The 23,105-nt window shown below is 38.7% G+C and carries 20 protein-coding genes; 10 read left to right on the top strand and 10 right to left on the bottom strand.

Translation table 11 applies throughout. The features are described 5' to 3' along the window. Positions 1-7: 7 nt before the first annotated feature. From MSBR3_RS06745 to MSBR3_RS06720, 6 genes are all read left to right on the top strand, one after another. A complete protein-coding gene (locus tag MSBR3_RS06745) occupies positions 8-991 on the top strand; it encodes an ABC transporter permease (RefSeq protein WP_048107244.1) in 984 nt (327 codons plus the stop codon). Further along, positions 988-2,106 carry an ABC transporter permease gene (locus MSBR3_RS06740; protein ID WP_230627913.1) on the top strand — a complete coding sequence of 373 codons (1,119 nt, stop codon included), beginning with the start codon at positions 988-990 and terminating at the stop codon, positions 2,104-2,106. The genes MSBR3_RS06745 and MSBR3_RS06740 overlap by 4 nt, the downstream gene beginning before the upstream one ends. A gap of 2 nt (positions 2,107-2,108) precedes the next feature. Beyond that, the gene (locus MSBR3_RS06735; protein WP_048107243.1) at positions 2,109-3,827 is read left to right on the top strand and encodes a dipeptide ABC transporter ATP-binding protein; all 1,719 of its coding nucleotides are present in this window, start codon (positions 2,109-2,111) and stop codon (positions 3,825-3,827) included. Between the two features lie 317 nt (positions 3,828-4,144). Beyond that, positions 4,145-5,137 (top strand): ATP-binding cassette domain-containing protein, encoded by a 993-nt coding sequence (locus MSBR3_RS06730; protein WP_048107242.1) that lies wholly within the window; start codon positions 4,145-4,147, stop codon positions 5,135-5,137. Then, entirely contained in the window at positions 5,134-5,898 is a 765-nt protein-coding gene (locus MSBR3_RS06725) for an ABC transporter permease (protein ID WP_048107241.1), read from the top strand. Before MSBR3_RS06730 ends, MSBR3_RS06725 begins: the two co-directional genes overlap by 4 nt. 547 nt (positions 5,899-6,445) lie before the next feature. Continuing rightward, a complete protein-coding gene (locus tag MSBR3_RS06720) occupies positions 6,446-8,131 on the top strand; it encodes a PKD domain-containing protein (RefSeq protein WP_052723316.1) in 1,686 nt (561 codons plus the stop codon). Between the two features lie 73 nt (positions 8,132-8,204). On the opposite strand, the gene MSBR3_RS20135 is transcribed toward MSBR3_RS06720, so the two are convergent. From MSBR3_RS20135 to MSBR3_RS06710, 3 genes are all read right to left on the bottom strand, one after another. Beyond that, positions 8,205-8,390 (bottom strand): hypothetical protein, encoded by a 186-nt coding sequence (locus MSBR3_RS20135; protein ID WP_196297022.1) that lies wholly within the window; start codon positions 8,388-8,390, stop codon positions 8,205-8,207. Positions 8,391-8,664: 274 nt separating this feature from the next. After that, positions 8,665-9,078, bottom strand: a complete 414-nt coding sequence (locus tag MSBR3_RS06715; protein WP_048107240.1) for a pyridoxamine 5'-phosphate oxidase family protein — start codon at positions 9,076-9,078, stop codon at positions 8,665-8,667. A gap of 199 nt (positions 9,079-9,277) precedes the next feature. Beyond that, complete coding sequence (locus MSBR3_RS06710) at positions 9,278-10,108, bottom strand: TrmB family transcriptional regulator (protein ID WP_230627910.1); 831 nt, start codon at positions 10,106-10,108, stop codon at positions 9,278-9,280. A 231-nt stretch (positions 10,109-10,339) separates the two neighbouring features. Here MSBR3_RS06710 and MSBR3_RS06705 point away from each other — a divergent pair, with 231 nt between their 5' ends. Next, entirely contained in the window at positions 10,340-11,053 is a 714-nt protein-coding gene (locus tag MSBR3_RS06705) for an SAM-dependent methyltransferase (protein WP_196297021.1), read from the top strand. A gap of 326 nt (positions 11,054-11,379) precedes the next feature. On the opposite strand, the gene pdxT is transcribed toward MSBR3_RS06705, so the two are convergent. From pdxT to MSBR3_RS06680, 5 genes are all read right to left on the bottom strand, one after another. Further along, positions 11,380-11,982 carry a pyridoxal 5'-phosphate synthase glutaminase subunit PdxT gene (pdxT, locus tag MSBR3_RS06700; RefSeq protein ID WP_048107237.1) on the bottom strand — a complete coding sequence of 201 codons (603 nt, stop codon included), beginning with the start codon at positions 11,980-11,982 and terminating at the stop codon, positions 11,380-11,382. Between the two features lie 461 nt (positions 11,983-12,443). Continuing rightward, positions 12,444-13,340, bottom strand: a complete 897-nt coding sequence (gene pdxS / locus MSBR3_RS06695) for a pyridoxal 5'-phosphate synthase lyase subunit PdxS (protein ID WP_048107236.1) — start codon at positions 13,338-13,340, stop codon at positions 12,444-12,446. 659 nt (positions 13,341-13,999) lie between these two features. Beyond that, complete coding sequence (locus MSBR3_RS06690) at positions 14,000-15,121, bottom strand: phosphatase PAP2 family protein (RefSeq protein ID WP_230627907.1); 1,122 nt, start codon at positions 15,119-15,121, stop codon at positions 14,000-14,002. Between the two features lie 449 nt (positions 15,122-15,570). Next, a complete protein-coding gene (locus MSBR3_RS06685) occupies positions 15,571-16,398 on the bottom strand; it encodes a methylthiol--CoM methyltransferase (protein ID WP_048107235.1) in 828 nt (275 codons plus the stop codon). Next, positions 16,395-17,498, bottom strand: a complete 1,104-nt coding sequence (locus MSBR3_RS06680) for an MtaA/CmuA family methyltransferase (protein WP_048107234.1) — start codon at positions 17,496-17,498, stop codon at positions 16,395-16,397. The genes MSBR3_RS06685 and MSBR3_RS06680 overlap by 4 nt, the downstream gene beginning before the upstream one ends. A gap of 423 nt (positions 17,499-17,921) precedes the next feature. Between MSBR3_RS06680 and MSBR3_RS20955 the strand changes: the two genes are divergently transcribed. Continuing rightward, positions 17,922-18,179, top strand: coding sequence for a dienelactone hydrolase family protein (locus MSBR3_RS20955; protein WP_052723315.1), 258 nt, complete (start codon positions 17,922-17,924; stop codon positions 18,177-18,179). A 767-nt stretch (positions 18,180-18,946) separates the two neighbouring features. Here the strand turns inward: MSBR3_RS20955 and MSBR3_RS06670 are convergent. Beyond that, entirely contained in the window at positions 18,947-19,303 is a 357-nt protein-coding gene (locus MSBR3_RS06670) for a hypothetical protein (RefSeq protein WP_048107233.1), read from the bottom strand. A gap of 1,007 nt (positions 19,304-20,310) precedes the next feature. Here MSBR3_RS06670 and MSBR3_RS21740 point away from each other — a divergent pair. Next, a complete protein-coding gene (locus MSBR3_RS21740) occupies positions 20,311-20,484 on the top strand; it encodes a transposase (protein WP_080942233.1) in 174 nt (57 codons plus the stop codon). Between the two features lie 374 nt (positions 20,485-20,858). Here MSBR3_RS21740 and MSBR3_RS06665 read toward each other — a convergent pair whose 3' ends face one another. Further along, positions 20,859-21,470 carry a superoxide dismutase gene (locus MSBR3_RS06665; RefSeq protein ID WP_048107232.1) on the bottom strand — a complete coding sequence of 204 codons (612 nt, stop codon included), beginning with the start codon at positions 21,468-21,470 and terminating at the stop codon, positions 20,859-20,861. 536 nt (positions 21,471-22,006) lie between these two features. Between MSBR3_RS06665 and MSBR3_RS06660 the strand changes: the two genes are divergently transcribed. After that, positions 22,007-23,065 (top strand): metal-dependent hydrolase, encoded by a 1,059-nt coding sequence (locus tag MSBR3_RS06660; RefSeq protein WP_048107231.1) that lies wholly within the window; start codon positions 22,007-22,009, stop codon positions 23,063-23,065. The last annotated feature ends 40 nt before the right edge of the window (positions 23,066-23,105 follow it).

Raw genomic sequence — 23,105 nt, 5'->3', positions numbered from 1 at the left:
TGATTGGATGGTAAATGACAGGAATTCGTTTATTTTCAGGTCATTATCGACGCTTCTTGTAATTCTTGTCATTAATTTTTTTCTACCAAGGATGATGCCTGGAGACCCATTCTCAACCACTTCTGCAGATGAAGTAGGGGAAGAGATTATTGTAATGACAGAGGAGCAGCATCTCTATTACGTAAACTATTACGGACTTGACAGGCCGCTTTATGAACAGTTTTTATCATATATGAAGAACCTGATAACTGGCAATCTCGGAAGGAGTATTTATTACAAAATGCCTGTCAGTGACGTAATAATGCTCCATCTTCCCTGGACTATATTAATTGTCGTGAGTGCTACAGTAATCAGTACAATTTCCGGTGTGGTTCTCGGAACACTTTCGGCAAAGAACCGGAAGAAGGGGAGTGATAGAATTATGATGACGGGCATGATTGCCTTTGCAGAAATTCCTTCTTTTCTGCTTGGCCTGATCCTTCTTCTGATTTTTAGTGTATATCTCAGGTTTTTTCCACTTGCAGGTGCTGTTACACCCTTCGCACATTATAATGGTCCGACAGATCAGGTCCTGGATATATTGTACCACGCCTTTCTTCCTGTTCTGACTCTATCACTTTCACAGCTGACTGGCGTGTACCTGCTCACCAGAAACACATTGATTACAGTGACCACAAAGGATTATATCAGGACTGCCCGAGCTAAAGGTCTGGGTGAAAAAAATGTCTGGATCCGTCACGCACTCCGAAATGCACTGCTTCCGGTAGTCACAAGAACAGGTTTTATGATTGGCATAATGATGGGGGGTGTTGTACTGGTTGAAAATGTCTTTTCTTATCCAGGCATAGGGATGACACTCAGAAGTGCTGTAGTCGGCCGGGATTATCCGCTTATTCAGGGTATTCTCCTGATAATTGCAGTCTCCATACTTATCTGCAACCTTTTGGTTGACAAAATATACGGGAAACTTGATCCGAGGGTTGTGATATGATAAAGGATACTGATGCTTCTGGAAACACCGAAATACTTTCTTTTATTCAGGCTTTAAATATTAATAAAACTAATATAATTAAAAGAGTTAACAGGATTGGCAGAGTTAACAGAATTGATAGAGTTAACAGAATTGGTAGAGTTAACAGAATTGATAGAGTTAACAGAATTGATAGAGTTAGCAGGATTGATAGAGTTAATATAATTAGCAGCATTAACAAAATTGACAGAGTTGACATAATTGGTAGCATTAGCAGAATTGTAAGCAGTGTGGTTAAGTCATTTTCTAGGTTCAGTACTGAAGGTAAAATTGGTATCTTTGGAATTCTCTGCATAATTTTAATGGCGGTTTTTGCTCCTGTGATAACAACTTATCCTCCTCAGAGGATTACAGGCGATTCACTTGAACCTCCTGGTTTCGGACACATACTTGGAACCGATGAACTTGGTATGGATATCTGGTCACAGATATGTTACGGTGCAAGAATGAGCCTTACAATAGGTCTTGCAGTAGCTTTTATATCAGGCTTTGGAGGAGGGGCCATTGGAGTACTTGCCGGATATATTGGAGGGTATACTGATCAGGGCCTTATGAGAGTAATTGATGTGACAATGGCTCTCCCAAGCTTTCCTCTTCTGATTGTAATATCTGCTTTTCTAGGGCCAAGCATTCTTAACGTAATTCTTATCCTTGTCCTTTTCAGCTGGGCCAAGCCCGCACGCATTGCACGTTCCCAGACGCTGTCGTTAAAGAAAAACAGCTATATTATTGCCGCCAGGAATTACGGTGCAAAGCCGTTTTACCTGCTCTGGAGACATATACTTCCTGAAATTCTGCCTGTTCTTTTCGTGCTTGTCATCGGTATATCCTCACATGCAATCATAGCCGAAGCAGGACTTGCTTTCCTGGGCCTCGGAGACCCTACTTCCAAGAGCTGGGGAATGATGCTCAATCACGCAACCGGTTTCCGTTCAATATATTTTACACCTTACTGGCAATGGTGGTTACTGCCTCCGTTATTTATGCTCATATTTCTCCTTCTCTGTCTTGCGTTCATAAGCAGGGATATGGAGAGAATACTTGATCCAAAATTAAAAATAAAGAAAGGTTTCTGATCATGAGTCTGCTTAAAATAAATGATTTTAAATGCCACTATTTAACCGACGTTGATACTGTTAAAGCTGTTGACGGCATTTCTTTTGAGATTGAAGAAGGAGAAATTCTGGGTATTGTTGGAGAATCAGGAAGTGGCAAGACCACCGTTGCACTCGGGATCATGGGGCTTTTGCCGGAAAATACAGATGTTTCCGGTGAGATTCTTTACAGGAATGAGGTAATCTCTTCTTTGCCTGAACCTGAAATGGACAGATTCAGATGGAAGGATATTGCAATAGTTTTTCAGAATGGCCTGGAGGTTATGAATCCTGTTCTGAAAGTAGGCGTTCAGGTAACGGAACCAATGATAAAGCACCTTGATATCATCCCCGAAAAAGCATGGAGTAAATGTGCTGATCTATTCAGGACTGTCGGCCTTGACCCTAAATGGATGGATTCATATCCGCATCAGCTTTCCGGAGGTATGAGGCAGAGGGTTCTTCTGGCAATGGCTCTGTCATGTGGCCCTAAACTACTGGTTCTCGATGAAGTTACTTCTTCACTTGATGCATTTACCCGTAAGGAAATCAGGGACCTTCTTATCGATCTTCAGAAGAATGGGTATACGATGTTAGTGATCTCTCATGATATCACTTTCGTGTCTTCTGTTGCTTCCAGAATTGCTGTTATGTATTCAGGAAAGGTTATTGAAACAGGACCTATAAGGGATATTCTCGTACTTCCCCTTCATCCTTATACAAGGGGTCTTGTCCATTCGACTCCGGATATTTTCGTTTATAAAGATTTGTGGGGAATTCCAGGTGATGTACCTGCAGGAGATGAATTTAAGGGCTGTCCTTTTAGCCCGAGATGTACACAGAGAATCGATATATGCAATAAAACTTCCCCGGTTCTGGTACCTGCAGGAGAGGGGCGAGAAATTGCATGCCATAGAGGTGGCATAGCAAGTCTTCTTGCGGCTAAAAATCTGAATTTCAGCTATCGTCTGCCAGATGGAGAATATCTTCAGGCAGTTAATAATGTTAGCCTGGAAGTGATGGAAGGAGAGGTTCTTGCAATTGTCGGACAGACCGGTTCGGGTAAGTCAACCCTTGCGCATATCCTTGCAGATGTAATAAGGCCTGAACGCGGAGATGTATTGTTTATGGGTGGGAATGTTTTCGGTGGAAACTATGGAAGCAGATTCAATGGCATTCAGATAGTATTCCAGGACCCGTTCAGTTCAACCAGCAACAGGTTTACTGTGCTTGATGCAATCAAAGAGCCTCTTTATATCAATAAGATCGGGTCAAACGGAGATAGACTGCAAATGGTTAAAAGTGTCCTTGAACTTGTTCGTCTTCCCAGTAATGATAATTTTCTTCGCAAGTATTGCGGTGAACTCAGCGGCGGTCAAAGGCAGAGGGTTGCACTTGCAAGGGCAATGGTTATGGAGCCAAAACTCCTTATTGCCGATGAGATAACTTCGGCTCTGGATGTTTCAACATCTGCAAATATATTGCGTCTTTTAAAGGGCCTTCAGAACAGGAGAGGATTTGCAATGATATATATTTCACACGATCTCTCCCTTACACTGAAGATTGCTGACAGGATAGCGGTTATGAATTCCGGAAGGATTATAGAGATAGGAAATTCTCATGATGTGATGCTTTCACCTTCTGATGAGTATACAAAAAGGCTTGTGGGTTCGAGAATAGGATTGTGCTGTCATACTCATTAAGCATCACGATCTTTTTTAAAATTCTTAAACCAGCACTGTTTATTTTTGTTAGTGATATGTAATTTCTAGTATGCTAATTTCTAGTATGCTAATTTCTAGTATGTTAATTTCTAGTATGCTAATTTCTAGTATGTTAATTTCTAGTATGCAAATTTCTGATATGCAAATTTCTGATATGCAAATTTCTGATATATGAACTTCTAATATGACTTCTGATATAATTTCTGATATAAATTTCTGGAAATTGCTTAAAAATCCTGGTTTGAAGGTTTTCTCAGGTATGAAGGTTTTACTCAGGTTTGAAGGTCTTGTTTAGCATGAGTGCAATAATAGTTAAAGAGTTGACAAAAAAATTTGGAGAATTTACTGCCGTTGACAGCGTCTCATTTTCGGTTGAGCCCGGAGAACTTTTCGGGCTTTTAGGCCCTAATGGTGCGGGAAAGACGACTATAATCAATATGCTGACTACTCTTCTTCTTCCTACGTCAGGAGAAGCTGAAATTGCAGGATATGAGCTTGGAAGAGATCCTGATTCGATCAGGACTAATATAGGAATAATATTTCAGGACCCTTCACTTGATATAGGGCTTACCGGGAGAGAAAATCTTGAATTCCATGCCATGATGTACAACATCCGTTCAGAGGAGCGGAAAAAAAGAATTCAGGAAGTGTTTGATGTTGTGGGGCTGACTGACAAAGCTGAAATTCTTGTTGAAAATTATTCGGGCGGAATGAAGAGGCGGCTTGAAATCGCAAGGGGGCTTATTCATTATCCAAAGGTTTTGTTTCTGGATGAACCTACTCTCGGGCTTGACGCACAGACTCGGAGATCAATATGGGAGTACATAAGAAACCTGAATAGAAATTACGGTACATGTGTCATTCTGACTACCCATTATATGGAAGAAGCTGACTTCCTATGTGATAGAATTGCGATAATTGATCATGGAAAGATAATTGCACTCGATACTCCGTCAGGTCTGAAGAGCCGTTTACTTGGGGACTGTGTCAGCCTGACTATTGAAGGAAGGGTCGATCTCATCGCGACTGCACTTGGGGAGAAAGAATGGGTAAGGGAAGTTATTTCTGATGGAAAAACGCTTGATCTCATTCTATCGGATTATGAAAAAAATATCCCTGACATTTTTCAGACTGCCTCCAACCTGGGTGTCGGGATCAGTTCGATAAATTTCAGTAAACCAAGCCTTGAAGATGTTTTTATTCGCCTGACAGGCTCAATAATACGGGAACAGGAAGGCAGCAGGAAGTCAGTAAGACAGGAAAGGATGAGAAGGAGGATGCTCCGATGATTCAGGCAAGAGTTATATATGTTCTCTGGCGGCGTGAGATGATAAAGTATTTCAGGGTCAGGTCCAGAATAGCGGGTGCTATTGGCATGCCGGCTTTTATGCTGATCTTTCAGGGTATGGGCTTTAGAAAAGTGGAATTTCCGGGTCTACCCGCATCAATAGGATATTTTCAGTATCTAGTGCCTGGTATTATCGGAATGACTCTTCTTTTTACGGCTGCTTATGCAGGTATGAGTGTTATAATGGATAAGCAGTTTGGATTTTTAAAAGAGGTTATGGTGACTCCAGCAAGTAGAATCTCTATTGTTCTTGGAATGATCTCCGGAAGTGCAACCACATCAATTATTCAGGCACTTATTATTATGTTGATGTCCGTGTTACTTGGTTTCAGGCTACCTTTGATTCATGCGGTTCTGTTCTCTATCGTGATAATGGTTCTCATATCTATGATCTTTATAAATATAGGATTAATTTTGTCATCCTTATTGAAAGACTTTCATGGGTTCAGTACGGTTATTAATTTTATTGCATTTCCTCTGTTCCTTTTATCTGGAGCTTTGTTTCCGGTTTCAAATTTGCCGGCTCCTATAAGGATTTTATCTTATTTTGACCCTCTGACATATGGTGTTGACGCTTTGCGGGGAATATTGATTGGTCATTGTGAATTCTCAATTGTTATGAATATATCTATTCTTTTAACACTGTCAATTTTGATGATCTGCTCCAGCAGTTATTTCTTCCGGAGGGCAGAGATATTATAGACGCATTTTCTTTTTTAAACCGGAATAGTTATTTTAAACCGGAATAGTTATGGTTTTTGAAAGATAACAGCCAGGATACCTGGAATATTTCCTTCAAAAAAGATAAGTTGCGAGGAGATTTTCCATCCTGAGTGTCAGGGAAAAATCACTAATTGCCTGAAACCACAGAAAAATTTCCCGTGAAATAAAAGTAAAAGACAGAGAAATTATTGCAGTTAGGTTCAATGAAGTAAATATTGCAGCTAGGTTCAGTGAAGTAAATATTACAGACAGGTTCAATGAAGTAAATATTGCAGCTAGGTTCAATGAAGTAAATATTGCAGCTAGGTTCAATGAAGTAAATATTACAGACTGGTTCAATGAAGTAAAAATCCAAGATTAATCAAAACTTAGTCATTTTTCATAATATATGATCAAACTAATTTAATATGTTATCAACTTAAAGAATTGAAGCTCAATAGTCGTATATAATTAGAAACTCCAGACCTTTACTACACTTTCATCACTATATCTAAAATTTAATATATCTCTTTATATAATTAAGAATATGAAGTTCTTACCAATCTTTTTAATACTTATCTTCTTTCTCACGTCTACTGCTTCTGCAACAGTTACTATATTCCCTACCCCTCTTGGTGCAGGAACTCCTCCAGCGACAGCTCGTATAACCTGCTCCTGCGGGAATAGTTATATTGATTATACAGCGACAGCGGTTTCGAACGATCCGCGAATAGTACAACTTAAGGATATATCAACAGGTAATGAGACATATATCAGATGGGACTTTGGAGACGGAACCTCTCTCGAAGGAACAAATATTACTCCATCACTAAAAAATCCGGTACATACGTTTCCAAAGAATGGTTATTACATTAGTTGTATGACTACCAGGAATAGTTGTTGTGGTCAGAAGTTATGGGTTCATATGACTATTATTATTACTGATGGAAATGCTACTGTGCCTTTTAAAGCTCCAGTTACTGCTTTTTCGGCAGCTCCAACCTCAGGAGAAGCATCACTAAAGGTACAGTTTACTGATAAAAGTTCACCGTTTCCATATACTGATAAGAGTACAGGAGTTTCAACCTCATGGAAATGGAGCTTCGGAGATGGCACATATTCAACAGTTCAATATCCTTCACACACTTACAGTAAAGCAGGAAACTATACTGTCAGTTTAACAATAAAGAATGCTAAGGGCAGTAACACTAAAACAATAAAGAACTACATTGTCGTAAACGATTTGAAAGTTCCAGTTGCTGCTTTTTCGGCGTCCCCAACTTCAGGAAAAGCACCATTAAATGCTGCCTTTACTGACAAGAGCACAGGGTCACCAGCTTCATGGGTATGGGACTTTGGAGACGGATCAAAGTCATTCCTCCAGAATCCAATTCATAAGTATTCCAGGGCAGGAGTATATACTGTTAGCTTAACTGTGAAGAATGCTAAAGGCAGTAACACTGCAACAAAAACAGCATATGTACAGGTGACAGATAAACCGGTTGCAAATTTCACCAGTAATTTAGTATCAGGAAAACCCGCTCTCAAGGTGCAGTTTACTGACAAGAGCGCAGGATCACCAGCTTCATGGCAATGGAGTTTTGGAGACGGATCGCAGTCATTTGTCCAGAACCCGGTGCATAAGTATTCAAAAACAGGAAAATATACCGTTAGCTTAACAGTAAAGAACGATGGGGGCAGCAGTACGGTAACAAAAACAGGTTATATACAGGTAAGGGACAAACCTGTTGCTGCATTCTCTGCGTCCCCGACTTCAGGAAAAGCACCACTTAATGTTGCCTTTACTGACAAAAGCACAGGAACACCTTCTGGCTGGATTTGGGACTTTGGAGACGGATCAAAATCGTTCATCCAGAGTCCAACGCATAAGTATTCAAAAGCAGGAACATATACCGTTAGCTTAACAGTAAAGAATGACAAGGGCAGTAGTACGGTAACAAAAACAAACTATATAACAGTGATAGATAAACCTGTTGCTGCATTTTCTGCATCCCCAACTTCAGGAAAAACACCGTTAAATGTTGCCTTTACTGACAAAAGCACAGGATCACCAGCTTCATGGCAGTGGAGTTTTGGAGACGGATCGAGGTCATTTATCCAGAACCCGGTGCATAAGTATACAAAAACAGGAAAATATACCGTTAGCTTAACAGTAAAGAATGCTAAAGGCAGTAATATTAAAACTATGTCTGAGTATATCGCAGTATCCTGAAAATTAACGCCTTAAATTGAAAAACAATACAGAACTTACACGGTTGAACTGAGAAATCAATAGCATCAAACCATTAATTGTCTTGAACCTTCACCTCAGGTTCAATCGTTTTTCTTTTGATATTGTCAGTGATTACCAACCTGCCTGAAGGGCAGTTGCATGCTTCTTCTTTGCAATGTCTCGAGCTTCCGGGTTTTCGGGTTTCTGGACAAGGTTTCATATTTTCCCTGCCCGTATGCAGAATCACCATTATTGTCAATATCTTCAAAAAAAGATTGTGAAGATTTCTCATCTTCATGGCAAGAAGAAAATAATAACCTTATGGATTAGCTAAATTATGGTTAGCTAATTATGGATTGGCTAACTTGTAAATTAGCTAAATTATGGATTGGCTAACTTGTAAATTAGCTAAATTATGGATTAGCTAACTTGTAAATTAGCTAAATTATGGGTTAGCTAAATTATGGGTTAGCTAAATTATGGGTTAGCTAACTTGTAAATTAGCCAACTCATGGATTAAACTTTAAGCGGAATCAAAGCAGTTTCTGTCCTGGCTCGGTTCCGGCCCCTGGTTTGCACTCATAAACATCAGTAATTTTCAGAACTGCAAGGGCTTTTGCAGGGAACCTGTCTCCTTTGCTCTTGACCATTTTATACATTTTCTCATAATCTGCCCCATCGGTCTTGATTTCAATATCTCCTTTTATCTGGTAGCAGCCTTTGATTTCCGGACCCCATACATAGATTGCTCCCCTTGGGTTTTCATCAAGATTGTTGCGAGTTTTATTAAAATAGTTGTCTGCGATCCAGATTGTTTCTCCATCTTCCTGTAGATCGCACATGCCTATTGGTATTACGTTTGGTTCTCCATCTTTAGATGCGGTTGCAAATGGAAAAATTTTCATCTTTGCAAAGTCTTCCTTCATTTCATCAGTTAATTTCACCATTTATTTTACCTCAGATCAAATTCTAATCTAATTTTGTTTATTAGTATGTTACAATGGATATATAACTTTAAATGGCTAGATAAATAGAAAAACTCGTGATCTCGATTTTGCATTTTATCTCAGAAAAAGAGGCGAAAACTAATAAAGAGGCGAAAATTAATAGAAAAATTGAAATTCACGGGTATGTTTGAAAGTCAGGTCAAAGAAATAGTTCACCCTTTGCCCAAAGTTCATCAAATTTTGTCTTGAATCGCTTCGCATATGATTCATCATATATCCGTGTCATACCGAGGTTTCTACTCATATTGAACTGGTCTTCAATATCGAGCAGGGTTATCCTGGAATCAATGATTGAAAAATTGTATTCGGTTTCCAAAATTCTTACTTCCATCAGATTCTTAAGATGGCGTTTAAGTGATAGATCTTCTATTGAATCAATAAGCTCTTTTAATGATGGCAGTAATTGTGATCCCGGATCTAAAATTCTAACTTTTATGCCACGCTGTACTAAACTCAAATAAGCTTTGCTAAAGGTGGATATTGAGGCATCATATAGCTCGGATCCTCCAGGTTTGTACTTAATATGGATTACAACACATATTTCATGCTCGATTTTCTCAAAAAATGAAGTCACCATATCATTTAGTTCATTATTACGAAACCTGTCAGGCCAGAAGACAGTTTCAACATTTTGTGGGGAATTGTCGTTGTAAAATTCCCTTTCGATTTCATCAAATGTTTCTTTGAGCATTTTGAGCTCATTGAGTGTTTCTTCCTCTTTTCTTCTGTACATAAGTTTTAATGCGCTTTTAGGATCAACCGCCCTGTATCTCTGTGGCCGTGACATTTGAATTTCGACAAGTTCATAGTTTTTGAGGGTTTTGAGAACCTCGTAGATCTTTCCTATAGGGACTTTCGATGCATGTGATAATTTGCTTGCTTCCATAGAATCTTGTTTTAATAGTGTCAGGTAAACTGAACTCTCATACTTGTTCAATCCAATTTTTGCAAGTAATTTTTCATTCATCATTTCACTGCTTTTCAGTTTATTGTAGAGTAAAACGATTATCTTTCTGAACGATATTAAGACTACTGTTCAAGCATATGAAAGTGAAGTTGTTAAGTCAAAGGCTATAGTGACTGAACACATTAGTTTAGATAAAAAACGATATGTTACAAAGGTCACACTGAACCTATAGAAGAATTCTAAGTAACAAACTCCATGAAATAATATGGGATAGATTAGCTAAAAGTGGTCAAGATGATGTTTACAAAAAGTAACAAATATGATTTTGATTTTGTTAAAGAAAACATGATGGGACCAAACTCAATGAAGATTCTTGAGGAAGTGTCCGAATCTTTGAGGCTTGAGAAAGGCATGAGAATACTTGATCTTGGCTGTGGGAGAGGGCTGACTTCAATATTCCTGGCAAAAGAATATGATGTTACAGTTTTTGCAACTGATCTCTGGATAAGCGCAACAGAAAACTATGAAAGAATCAAATCAATGGGACTGGAAGATAAGATAATACCAATCCATGCAGAAGCTCACGATTTGCCGTTCGCAAATGAATTTTTTGATGTTGCTATTAGTGTAGACGCCTATCACCACTTTGGAATCGAAGCAGATTATTTAACAAAACATTTTGCTCCACTTGTAAAAAAAGGAGGGCAAATAGCAGTTACAGTTCCAGGCCTGAAAAAAGAATTTACAAATGGTATTCCAGCGGAATTAGTACCATATTGGTGTGATGATATGAGTTTAACTCTGCACTCATGTGACTGGTGGTATAATATATGGAAAACTTCCGATCTGGTAACTATTCAGGAGTTTAAAGAGTTAAATTGTTTTGAAGAAGCATGGAAAGACTGGCTTATATGTGACAACGACTTTGCTCGTAGAGATATAGGAATGATGGAAGCTGAAGGTGGAAACTACTTTAATCTGGTTTCAATCATAGCTACAAAGTTATGATTTTAAATCTGATGAGGAGCTCACGACCTGGCCTAAAAATCTCATATTTTAAAAATCTTGTATCTATATTTATATATGAGGAAGAAGCTATAGCGGAAACTTTGCTAAATGAATTTACAATAACTTATCTGATGAGGATAAGCTCTTATATTCTGAAATGGCAGACTTCGCTATGAGCCCGTTATAAGCCAAAGCAAGAAAGCATTTCCGGGATATGGGATCAAAGGAATATTATCATATCCTGGAGTTATAACGTTAACAACAATAATCAGATTAAATTCAGTTTTGAGATAGGCTCATCAAATTATTGTCTTTTTTCTATCATTTTATGCATTTTTAAGTATCTTGTCCAGGAAATACTGGTGAATCCTCAAATCCTCAGTTAATTCCGGATGGAATGCAAGAACCAGTACATTTCCCTGCTCTGCAGCGATAATCAGGTCATCAAGCCTGGAAAGTACACGAACTCCAGGCCCGCAGCTCACGATTCCGGGAGCTCTTATAAATACACCGGTAAAAGGAGAATCAAGGATCTCGACTTCAAGTTCGGCTTCAAAAGAATCTCTCTGCCTTCCGAAAGCATTTCTGTTGACCCTTGTATCCATAATTCCAAGCAGTTCCTGGCTGGTTTTCTCAACCTGCTCGTCACCCTCCTTTGCAAGCACAATCAAACCTGCACAGGTCCCAAGGATCGGAACTCCTCTTCCAGCCGCATCCTTTATCTCCTCTGCAATTCCCTCACGGGCAAGCAGCCTGCAAAGTGTGGTACTCTCCCCGCCAGGGATCACAATTCCGCTGCACTCCGGAATAACACCCTTATGCTTTACTGCAACTACCTCTGCACTTATTCCTCTTTCCTTGAGTGCTCTTTTTAAAGCATCAACATGCTCAGAAACCGCTCCTTGAATAGCGATTACACCTATCTTCATAAAAACACCATTTTCCAGAATCAATTTAAATTAATTTATTATCTGTTAATCCGAAAAATAAAAAATTGAATTGATTTATTCTTACATCCCGTAAGAAAGAACCCATTTTTAAAAATTAAATTTTAACCGTTGTACCGTTTTATCACGCCGGATAGGGTTTGGGGATACGGTCATCAAATCCAAATGTTAACCTATCGTTTTCGCTCAAGCCTTTTTTGAAAAGGCTTCCAGGCAATCATATATTAAAAAGACTTGTGATCGAGCCCTCTGCTACCCCAAAACAAAATTTGGGTAAATTAGCCGTCCTGAGAGAGTTGGAAATACAGCTTTTCTTGCCCATTAATTCAGCCCTCTAGCTCAGTTCAGTATCTTCGTTATAATTCAGCCCTCTTCAGCCCTCTTGAGCGAAGCGAAAAGGGCCCCGTCCTCCCGAGACGGGACTCGGGTGACGGAACTCGGGGTTACCAACCGCGTTCCTGAAGGGCTTCCTGTGCAGGGATCATGTCTGCGCTGATGCCTTTCATACCGGCACCCACGCCTTTTGAGATTTCTGCGAGTTTTGCAGGGTTGTCAAAGTTGTTTACAGCTTCGACGACAGCTTTTGCCATTTTTTCAGGATTTTCGGCTTTGAAAATGCCTGAACCTACAAATACTCCGTCTGCCCCAAGGCGCATCATAAGCGCTGCATCTGCAGGGGTTGCAACTCCGCCGGCTGCAAAGTTTACTACAGGCAGACGCTGCATTTTTGAGGTTTCGACTACAAGTTCTATCGGAGCTTCGATTTCCCTTGAAACCAAAATCAGCTCTTCTTTAGTCTTCCCGGCAAGAGCACGGATTTCCCCCTGAATCTGCTTCATATGCTTGACTGCCTGACTGACATCTCCGGTTCCTGCTTCTCCTTTGGTCCTGATCATGGCTGCCCCTTCGTTAATTCTCCTGAGGGCTTCTCCGAGGTTTCGGGCTCCACAGACAAAAGGCACGGTAAACTGCGTTTTGTCTATATGGAAATAGGGGTCAGCAGGGGTCAGGACTTCGGATTCATCCACCATGTCAACGCCAAGGGCTTCCAGGATTTCGGCTTCGACAAAGTGTCCTATCCTTGCTTTTGCCATAACAGGAATAGTAACCGTATCAATAATCTGCTGGACAATCTCAGGGTCGGCCATCCGGGCAACCCCACCTGCTTTCCTTATATCTGCGGGAACAGCCTGGAGGGCCATAACAGCAACTGCTCCGGCTTCTTCTGCGATTCTGGCCTGTTCAGGAGTTGTAACATCCATGATCACACCCCCTTTCTGCATTCTTGCAAAGCCCCTCTTGATAAGTTCAGTCCCGTGTCGTAATTTTTCAAAGTCCATGAATGTCATCCTCTCTATCTTGATATAATTATAAAATCTATGCCGTGGGAAACCCTTCCCGTGCTGAAATAGCCCTGGGTCTTTTCCACTGATTGCAACCGACAGGTTGCGATTTTCAGTTAGTTATTTCTTCAGTCAATTGTGAATACGCTCAATAGTCAAAAGCATTATTTAAGTTATTCCTTATGAATAAACACAAGGTAAATCATTTACAATGACTTAATATTTTTTTCCCTTTAACAATAGTCTTTCTTACACCGGTAAGGTTTATTCTGTTTTTATTCTGCTTTTTCGGACAGTGAATTACAGAGCCTACTGCAATTTATTAGTTTGCATCTATATGCTTGCCTGAGGTTAATTAACACACTATCTCTGTCTTCATATAATATATATGATCTCCTTCAGGTTCTTATATATATAGTTTTTCAAGGATATAAATGAAAAAAGACTTTAAGAATCCTCAAAATAAGTCCTAAACAAACCCATCCGGTTTCGTTTAATTCAAAAGGTTTCAGCCAGGTTTTGACAGACACTACTTTTAGAGGCTTTTAATATACTCACGGATTTTTAAATAACTTCTACTCTATTCTTTTTTTAAATAACCTTTACTCCATTCCGTTTTTCAGATAACTTCTATTACACTTTTTTTTAAATAACCTCTACTCCATTTCGTGTTTGGACTGTTTAAAAGCTCCTTTTCGATCGCTTAAGAGTTCTCTTTCTCTTCTATACAGGTTGAGCTTTGTGCAGACAACTACAGACACCCAGATTGTACAAGCAGGTATGAAAGCTTTTAAAAACTCAATAAATTTAAGGCTGAAATAGGTTACAGTTTCTGTATTATGGAATCCCACATCAAGAACAAAGCTGGAGATTCCGAATAATAAAAGTCCAATTAATATCCTCAAAATTCTCTGTCCAGAACTTCCAGAATCATCAGGGAGTCCTTTTCGTATAATCAAAACATATGCCGCATTCGTACCAAGGAAAAAACCCGCTACTTCTGCACTTATCATGGATGAAGCTATAAGAACAAGAGGGATAACAAACAGAAACAAATATATAATAAGGTTCTTGGTTCTGAATGTAAGTTCAAAATTCTCTTTCTTGAAAAAGTCATCTTTCAGGGAGCTTTTGAGAAAGAGGGTAAAAGCCGTCAGGAAAAGTAAACCTATAATAGCTCCTCCCAGAATATCTCCCAGGAAATGTCTTCCCAGGTACATCCTTGATAGGGCTACAAGCAATACCATAAAAGGAGCCATCGTTTTGATTTTCCTGCTGTTGAAAATTGCAGAGCTTCCTCCCCAGAGTGCGGTCGTAATTGCAACATGCCCTGAAGGAAAACCGAAAGGTGAAGGAGAAAGTGCTTCTTGAAGGCGGAAGGTTTTAAGAACTTTTCTATCAGGAAGTTCAAATATCCCATCAGGTCCACTTCCATTGAAAGGGGACGTGCTTCTCACTCCGTGTTCAAGGTTAAGTACTCTATTGTCTACGTAGTCCGGCCTTGGAAAGGCAACTACTGTCTTAATTATTTCGGTAGTCAGTCCTGTCCAGATTAAAAGCTGGAACAGAAGAAAACCTTTCCGGAAATTGATCCCAAAAGTTATGATAATTATTATGGTAACTAAAAAAGCCGACGACCCCATTGAAGTTATCAGAATCATGAGGAATGTCAGCCAATCGTTTCCAAGGGATTGCAGATAGAGTATAGGTTCGGTCTGGAACAAGGGTTTTGACTCCTGATTAACCATTTGCCTGCAGATGTACTCAATTTTATCCATTGAGTTTCTGTTTTAACTGGATATCTCGAATCAGTAAAAAATTTAGTTTTATTTCACATTATTGAGTTTATGACGATATATTCTGGAAAACTATTTAAATTTACATCGTTTTGTATCTTTGATAGCGAGAATTCTCTTCAGAGTCGGATAATAATTTCTGAATTTACGGAGTAAAACTACTCTATAGGACTACGCAGTTGAACTTAAAAGTCAACAGCATCAGACCGTTAACTGTTTAATATCTAACTTATATCCACAATTTCCGTAGTTGATTTTGTTCCTCAAGTGTGTAAGTCCTACTTTAGTCAATTACTATTCCATCTCTATGGACTCTTTTTGATCTCTATTTACTCGTTTTACATAAATTGTTTTCCAGAGTTAAGAATTCCAAAAATGAAAGCGAGATAAATTTCGAGTATAAAATATAAAAAACAGGAAGTAAAGTATAATTAATAAAGTTCTTTGCGGACTTCTTCCCAGCTCTTTCCTTCACAGACCTTCTTTGCGATTTTTACTGCATCAAGTGGTGTTCTTCCATATATCGAATTGCTAAAGGTATTAACGAAGCGCCTGTCTACGGCAGCACCTCCACAGGCCACAGGGACACACTCGGATTCCAGAGCATTTGCAAGGGCTTTGAGGCCTTCTCTGGTTGTGCTCATAAGGGTTGTTCCGGTGACAAGGTCAGCATTTGTTACTTTTACGGCTTTAACAGCTGCTTCGACCGTTATGTCACTTCCAAGATCAACTACTTCGAATCCATTTGCTCTGAGAATAGCAGCTACGATATTCTTGCCTATGTCATGCAGGTCCCCTTCAATTACAAGGGATACTACCTTCCCTTGGAAGTGGATATCTCTTATCTGTCCTTGGCAGAGTTTCACTCCTTCTATAAGGGCTTCATTTGCTAGCAGGATTTCAGGCAGATAGCTTCTTCCAATGTCGTAAAGCTCACAGACAGTTTGAATTCCGGGCATAAGGGCATTTGAGACCAGGTCTGTTGGATCTTTTCCTTTTGCAAGCAAGGCAGCTGTAAGTTTTATTGTTTCATCACTATTTCCCTCGATTACAGCTTTTGTCACAGCTGCATATTCGGGATCTTTCGGCCCGCTCTGCTTCTTAACCTGGTTGGCAGGGCTCACTTCTTTACTCCTATCTCCAAGATCTACCCCAAGGCCTATAATAATCCCCTCATCGATGAGTTTTTTGAATTTTGCAGGCTCTTTTTCTTTCATCTCGAAGATTTTCTGAACTGCAATGTCGATGTGCCTGATCATTCTTTCATCCCACCCAAGACATTTTCTTTCATATTCTTTCCAATACCGATCCCAATCTGCCTGATAAGGTCTTCCACGTCGTCGTATCTCGGGATTGGGGTTTCTTTGCAGGCCCTTACATATGCTCTGAGGTTTTCGAGTGGGGTTCCAGATGAAACACCACATGCAGTCCCGATAATATCGGTTCCCTGCAAGATGCATTCCCTGGTTCTGTTATAAACCTGTTCTGGAGTGCCGTTAGGCATCAGGTCTATGACATCCAGGCTTCCAAGAATGGACATCTCGTTGCCCATTACTTGACGGCAATACCAGACTGGAACGGTATCAAAGGAGAAGCAGTCAATACCGCTCTGCTTTATGTAAGGCAGGAGTTTACTTGCATCTCCGCAGATGTGCAATATCTGAGGACAGCTGATTTCCTTTGCCATTCTTTTGTGAGCAGGAAGTACAAATTCTCTGTACGTTTCTGCAGAGATCAGATTGCTGGAAGCCGATGGGTCGGCGAGGAAGAGGATATGTGCCCCATAAGCAGCCTGTAATTTCCCGTAAGCTACCACGAAATCAGTTGCTGCTTCAATGAAAGAATGGGCCTTTTCAGGGTCGGTCTTTGTCCATCTAGCCATATTTTCTACGCCTGCTATGTGACCTGCTACCGTAAAAGGAGCGGTAAGGCCGGGGATGATAGGAAGCATGCCGTCGTAACGTTTCCTTAATTCGTCGATTGCTCCAAGGACTACCGGAATTCTTCCGTTTTCTTCCAGGTTGTCGGACCAGGTTATGTCAGCAGGATTCGTATAAGCAGGGCTGGTTACTGGGGGTCTTTCCGTTTTATCCCAGTCAAGCTTGCACCCCATAGTTTCTGCTTCGAGAGAAATATCAAACTGAGGACGTGCAGCCTCAACACCGCATACTTCATAGGGAGCAGCTGCAAGATCTGCCATCATCTTGCTGTCAAAGTGGGCTTTTGGCCACGAAGCATTGCATATCTGCATCAATTCCGTTGTGGTCTGAGCGAGGGGGTTTGCAGGGGGTACGTAGTCAACTCTGCCTCCTAGCACTGCTGCCAGAACTCTTCGGGTTGGAGTCATTTCACTTACCAAGCTATATATCTCCTTTTTAATTTACATCCAATACATATTTTAAATGATATATTAATATGTTTGACTTTACAGTCGGATCACCTAAGAATTCGTTTTATGGACGTTACTAACAAGGTAAAAGAAACAGTGATCTATTGCCAGCTAAAAGCTTTAAATGCCTGTTTTCACGATCCTTTTTGCGAGCTTTTCCCGAGTCCCTAATAATATACAAGAAAACCATTTTTTATGTAAGAGCCTGCAGCTTTTACATTGTCTATTAATATGAACGTTTGAATACTTAAACTGAATACAGTTAGCACAATAAAGAAAAACTTATCTGGAATATATACCGGAAACTTCCTGACTTCCCTTTTAAGAAAAATTTAATCCCTCTATTTTATATCTATTGACATATAATTTTTATAAATATAATCAGAAATTATCTTGTTCGGTCAGGTATGCCAGATTATTGAAAGGATCGGCCTTACTGGCTTTTGTGCCGGCGGCAGGTATACCATGCTTTTCCTGCCCCAGATTAAGGAGTTTGAATCTGGAGTCGCCTGGTATGGTTTCCCTTATACGGAAGGATCTGAAATCCAGCCAGACAGGTCGGCCAGTCTGATAGACCAGCTTGATGCGCTCGTGCTTATGATACACGGAACTCGGGACCAGTATAGCAATGTAACTGATATTTGCAAGTAGTCAGGTGAACTGGATACAGCCGATAAATATTTCGAGCTTTAGGTTTACCAGGTTGAGGTTCACGGTTTCATGATTAAAAAAGACCAAGAATTTTTTGAAGGTTTTGCTGCGAAGAATGAATATGGGATGATAAGCTTCTTTGACAGGACATTGAAGAATCCGATTCTGTAAATCATTAAATTCTCGATCCGGGAACCTGAGAGGATATATCTTTTCACTTATTCATTTTATTTTCAAGAAGGTACAGATTTTCTTAAGAATTTGTGCTCATTTCTCCTGTTATCCAGGAACTTATTTCTAGAATTTCACTTTTACTTACTATATTTCTCTATATTCTTACTTTCTATACTTTTTTTCCATACTTTCTTATACTTTTCTACACTTCTCTTGTCTATATTCATAGTGGCAGAAGAATACGTTAAAAAATTGAGAATTTAGTGATAAAAATAAGATAACATCATCTAAATTTTTAATTTTTTAATTAGATGATGGCGTCACAGCACAACAATGGGGTCCTGTTGCAAAAGTTTCTGTCTCGCACTTTGAAACTATAACTAATACCTTTATGTACTATTTTTCCGAGTGATGAGAATTATTAACTTTCCTAATTGTGAGTTTCACTGGTTTTGTAGAATAACCCATATTTTTACAACAGAACCATATTGGATCTCACCATTCATGTGCAGTTTCAAGTTAGCTTTGAATTTTGGACAGATTTTTAAATATTTCAGTAAATCCCTTGTTTTTATCTATATCTAGTCTTGTTTTTATCTATATTTAGTTATTTTTGGTAGTTGCTTTATAATTGGTATTTGCTTTATAACTGGTATTGAAATGTTCTTGGAACTAAGGAACGTAGAAATGTCCGCAGGATCAAAAGATGGGTCAGAACCATTTGTTTGACTCCCGGTTGTATTTCCTGGAGTTGTGTTGTCAGTAGAACCGTTTATTGAGCTCCACGTTATATTACTCCATGTTATACTTTCAGTTGTTTTGTTTTCAATCGGTGTATCCCATTTCCAGTTTGTGGAGTCAAATGCCGCAAACGAAGTCTGTATTGATGCCACAAAAAACAGAACCCCAACAACTAGAGATGTTACTCTTATTCCTTTATATTTACTCATACTTTGAACTCCCATATGGTTGGATCATAGTCTAAATCAAGTGATTTAGAAGCTAGACGCCTTGCCATTATATTAATAGTCCTACATAATATTATGTTGGCTAATTTGTATATTATAGATTAAACTATATAACAAAAACGGAAACATTAATTCTAAAAGTATAACCTTTCTTATAATAATTAATATAATATATCAATTAATCATCCATTATGAAAACTATTATATACAAAATCTAAATAGCCTTATTTTACAATAAAAAGATAAAACAGATTGTCAATAGACTGGTTCATTTGACAAATTTATCAAACTTATCAAATTAGTTCTGTTGTAAAAACATCAGAATAAGTATGTAAATATATTGATGGCGAATAAAAGTCAAATATCCAAGGAAAATGTATCAATATTAGGACTTATCCGTTTGAAGTATTTTCTATATGTAATATTAAAACGCTTTCTTCAAGACTAAGTTCCAAAGCCTGGTGATAAAAATAAGTGTAACATCAATACATATACCTACTTTTACAGTTTTTACTAGTATTACGGCACAACAACTGTGTTATTATACATGTAAAGTCTATATAGAGTTTGATCACAAAGCAGCCAGTGTCTTAGCTATATATATAGAGGCCAATTAACTAATTAAGAAATCTAAAAACGAAAAAACAGGATCAGTAACTATTTCTTACAATAAAAACCAGGTGTTCAAGCAATTGGAAACGTTTACTCATATCTAATGCTGGTAAAGGGCATCACACTAAAACACGAAGAAATTATATATAACAGACATAATTATAGATGTAACAGACATAATTATAGATGTAACAGACATAATTATAGATGTAACAGATATAATTATAAATGTAATAAATATAAAATTTTTCGCTGTTAACTTGAACTATTTGTTCTCCGGAAAAACCAATTACAGATTTTTGAAAAATATAAAAGCTGGGAATTCATTCAATTCCTTAACCTAAGTTAATTTACCCAAGAGAGAAATCAAAATTTTGATGATAGCTACAAAAGTTCATACTTCAAGGGAAACTCGAAAATACCTGGAAATTGTTCCTGACAAATTTGAATTTGTGTTCACACCCAAAAATACTTCGTGGCTAAATATAATTGAAAGTTTTTTTCAGCAAAATGACAAGAAGCTTATTGAGAGGAATAAGTTGAATCAATAAAAAAATTAGAAGAAAGATTTAGCCAATATATAAACCAAGTAAACGAAAAGACGGTCATTTTTAAATGGAAATATAAAACTCAAGAGCGGAACGAAGTGCCTGGAAGAACTATAATCTAAAAGAAAGAGGAATCAATTAGGAATCGATGCACTAAATTATGAATTGTTAGGAATTGTGTCGTTCTCTTTCAATAAAAATAATTTTGTTAATGACTAAATGAAGTTTCACAACTGAATGAAATTTCACTGATAAAATGAAATTTCACCGTTTAAAAAGAATTTTCGAATTAAATTGAATATTCCGACTACTTTCAAATCAAAAAGTAATCGGAAAATTTTATCTTAATTAGGCGAGTGTAAGAAATAACTTCTTGGTTATTTCCTCATTTTCTTAAAGTACTTGTCGATTTCTTCCCAATCTACTATGTTCCAGAAGGCTTCTATAAATTTTGCTCTATCATTGCGATAATCAATATAGTAAGCGTGCTCCCAAGTATCCAGATCCATAATAATCGGATAATCAGGGACCAAATTTACATTATGCTTTTCTATCTGCATGATCATGAGCCTTTCAGTATCTTTACAGTAGGTTAATGCCGCCCACCCTGATCCTTCCACGCTTGATGCTACCTGGGAAAATTCCTTTTTAAACCTGTCAAAGCCTCCGAAATCTTCTTTGATTACTTCAGACAATTCTCCGACAGGCTCTTTGCTTGAGTTGCTTTCGGGAGTCATCTCCCACCAGAAGTAATCATGAAGGACATGGCCAGCCAGATTAAAAGACAGGGCCTTTGCAGTTGCCTTATAATCAAAGTCGGTCCCTTCTTTTCTTGCCTTGTCCATCATTTCTATGAGTGAGTTTGCATTGTTCACATAAGCTTGATGATGTTTGTCATGGTGGATGCGTAGCTGTTCTTCGGAAATGTAAGGTTCAAGGTCTGAATAGCCATACTTCAAATCTGGTAATTTATATAACCCTTTATCCATATTATTTTCCCCTATTCCTTATTGCTGGTTTTGCAAAGTTTGTTTGGAACGAGTCCACACGAGATTTATCTGTAAAATCTATCTGTGGAATTTATCCGTGGAATTTATCCGTGGAATTTATCATGGAACTTATCACGGAATATATACATGGAACTTATACCTAGAGTTTATCTACAGAACTTATCTATGGAATTTGATTTACACTGAGTTCATGTACTGACTTAAGCCTCCGGCTTCAAACTCCAGTTTAAAAAGCTCCATACAAAGCTGCTAACCAGTTTTCCCCTTAATGATTTAACAGAACTTTGCAATTAAAACGATTCTGTTTAGGGCGACTCTGCTATTTTATTTTGTTAAACACACACTAAATTGCCGTATGGCAATTCCAGATGCAAAATATAATTATACATTACATCTATTTAAAGGTAAAAGATGCAAACTATAAGAGATTTTTCCAGAAATTTATCCAAAGTATTGAATAAAATACCTGGACTTCACTAAAAATAAAAATAAAAAATCAGTCAGGAAGAAGACAAATGGTAAATACACTTTCCCACCTGGGAGTCGGCCTTCTGATTGCCCTTACTCTTGGCTTCAAAGGAAAAAAGCGAAACGTTCTCGGATTTCTGGCAATCCTTCCTGACCTGGATTTTATTCCATACATTATATTTGCCCTTCTTGGTGGCAGCGTAAGCCACGAAACTCGAAACCAGCTCTTTTACCTGTTCGGCCATAGGGAATTTCTTCATTCAATCCTTTTCATTCTGCTTGTCACGTTTTTAATCTGGCTTAAAACAAAAGACCGCTTATTTACAGCTGCCGGCTTTGCAGCTATATTTTCCCATGTTTATCTTGATTACGCGACAAGCTGGAAAATGCGTCCTTTCTATCCATTCAGCACCGGAACATCCACTCTCGGAGCCATTTACTTCTTCGATCCGCTGGCAAATATTCTTCCTCTTCTGCCCGTTTTCGTTTTACTCGTGGCTTACATGAAAAACCGAGGCAAATGGAATGGAAAATTCAATAACTTCTGTACATTTGTTACGGAAAACCGGAGCAAACTCTATCCCGCGCTTTTAATCGTGCTTGTGGTCTGGCTTGCAGTCCTGCCGGTGGCAAAATTATTTCTTGTGAATTATATTTCCAGCGCGGAAGGCGCAAAAATCAGCTATGAAGACACCTATCCCTCGTCTTTCGGGAAGTTTCTTGCCGCTTATCCTTATAATTCCACACATTACAGGGTTATGGAAGTGAGCTACTGGTCCGGGATCGGAAAAAGTGATTATATCGAGAAAATCAACGTTACCGGCGACGTTCCCGATGCCTCCGCTTATATTGAAAAAGCCGGAAAACTCTACAGCACAGCTGTTCCTCAGGAGATCGATTATCCTGTTTACAGCGTTTCGGAAGAAAATGGCTCGGTGACGGTTAGGCTGAGCGATGCAAGAGATCAGTATGTCAAATACTGGGCTTATTTCAAAACAGTTTACAGGTTCGTTTTCGATAAGGAGAGCGGAGAGTATGTGGCTTATGCGAGTGAGCAAGAAAGTAGGGAGAAGAAGTTGGAGGAGAATCGGTTTAGGGAATTTTAGGTTTTTCGATCTATATGTAATGTCAGTTATATGTAATGAG

This window comes from Methanosarcina barkeri 3, from assembly GCF_000970305.1.
Classification (GTDB): Archaea; Halobacteriota; Methanosarcinia; order Methanosarcinales; family Methanosarcinaceae; genus Methanosarcina; species Methanosarcina barkeri_A.
Note: the sequence above shows the minus strand (reverse complement) of the source record. Positions and strands in the feature narration are given on the sequence as shown.

What these genes read in the sequence shown, in the direction of transcription:
- MSBR3_RS06745 (WP_048107244.1), top strand. Translation starts at nt 8, where the DNA reads ATGGTAAATGACAGGAATTCGTTTATTTTCAGGTCATTATCGACGCTT.
- MSBR3_RS06740 (WP_230627913.1), top strand. Translation starts at nt 988, where the DNA reads ATGATAAAGGATACTGATGCTTCTGGAAACACCGAAATACTTTCTTTT.
- MSBR3_RS06735 (WP_048107243.1), top strand. Translation starts at nt 2,109, where the DNA reads ATGAGTCTGCTTAAAATAAATGATTTTAAATGCCACTATTTAACCGAC.
- MSBR3_RS06730 (WP_048107242.1), top strand. Translation starts at nt 4,145, where the DNA reads ATGAGTGCAATAATAGTTAAAGAGTTGACAAAAAAATTTGGAGAATTT.
- MSBR3_RS06725 (WP_048107241.1), top strand. Translation starts at nt 5,134, where the DNA reads ATGATTCAGGCAAGAGTTATATATGTTCTCTGGCGGCGTGAGATGATA.
- MSBR3_RS06720 (WP_052723316.1), top strand. Translation starts at nt 6,446, where the DNA reads ATGAAGTTCTTACCAATCTTTTTAATACTTATCTTCTTTCTCACGTCT.
- MSBR3_RS06715 (WP_048107240.1), bottom strand. Translation starts at nt 9,078, where the DNA reads ATGGTGAAATTAACTGATGAAATGAAGGAAGACTTTGCAAAGATGAAA.
- MSBR3_RS06710 (WP_230627910.1), bottom strand. Translation starts at nt 10,108, where the DNA reads ATGATGAATGAAAAATTACTTGCAAAAATTGGATTGAACAAGTATGAG.
- MSBR3_RS06705 (WP_196297021.1), top strand. Translation starts at nt 10,340, where the DNA reads ATGATGTTTACAAAAAGTAACAAATATGATTTTGATTTTGTTAAAGAA.
- pdxT (WP_048107237.1), bottom strand. Translation starts at nt 11,982, where the DNA reads ATGAAGATAGGTGTAATCGCTATTCAAGGAGCGGTTTCTGAGCATGTT.
- pdxS (WP_048107236.1), bottom strand. Translation starts at nt 13,340, where the DNA reads ATGGACTTTGAAAAATTACGACACGGGACTGAACTTATCAAGAGGGGC.
- MSBR3_RS06690 (WP_230627907.1), bottom strand. Translation starts at nt 15,121, where the DNA reads ATGGATAAAATTGAGTACATCTGCAGGCAAATGGTTAATCAGGAGTCA.
- MSBR3_RS06685 (WP_048107235.1), bottom strand. Translation starts at nt 16,398, where the DNA reads ATGATCAGGCACATCGACATTGCAGTTCAGAAAATCTTCGAGATGAAA.
- MSBR3_RS06670 (WP_048107233.1), bottom strand. Translation starts at nt 19,303, where the DNA reads ATGAGTAAATATAAAGGAATAAGAGTAACATCTCTAGTTGTTGGGGTT.
- MSBR3_RS21740 (WP_080942233.1), top strand. Translation starts at nt 20,311, where the DNA reads ATGATAGCTACAAAAGTTCATACTTCAAGGGAAACTCGAAAATACCTG.
- MSBR3_RS06665 (WP_048107232.1), bottom strand. Translation starts at nt 21,470, where the DNA reads ATGGATAAAGGGTTATATAAATTACCAGATTTGAAGTATGGCTATTCA.
- MSBR3_RS06660 (WP_048107231.1), top strand. Translation starts at nt 22,007, where the DNA reads ATGGTAAATACACTTTCCCACCTGGGAGTCGGCCTTCTGATTGCCCTT.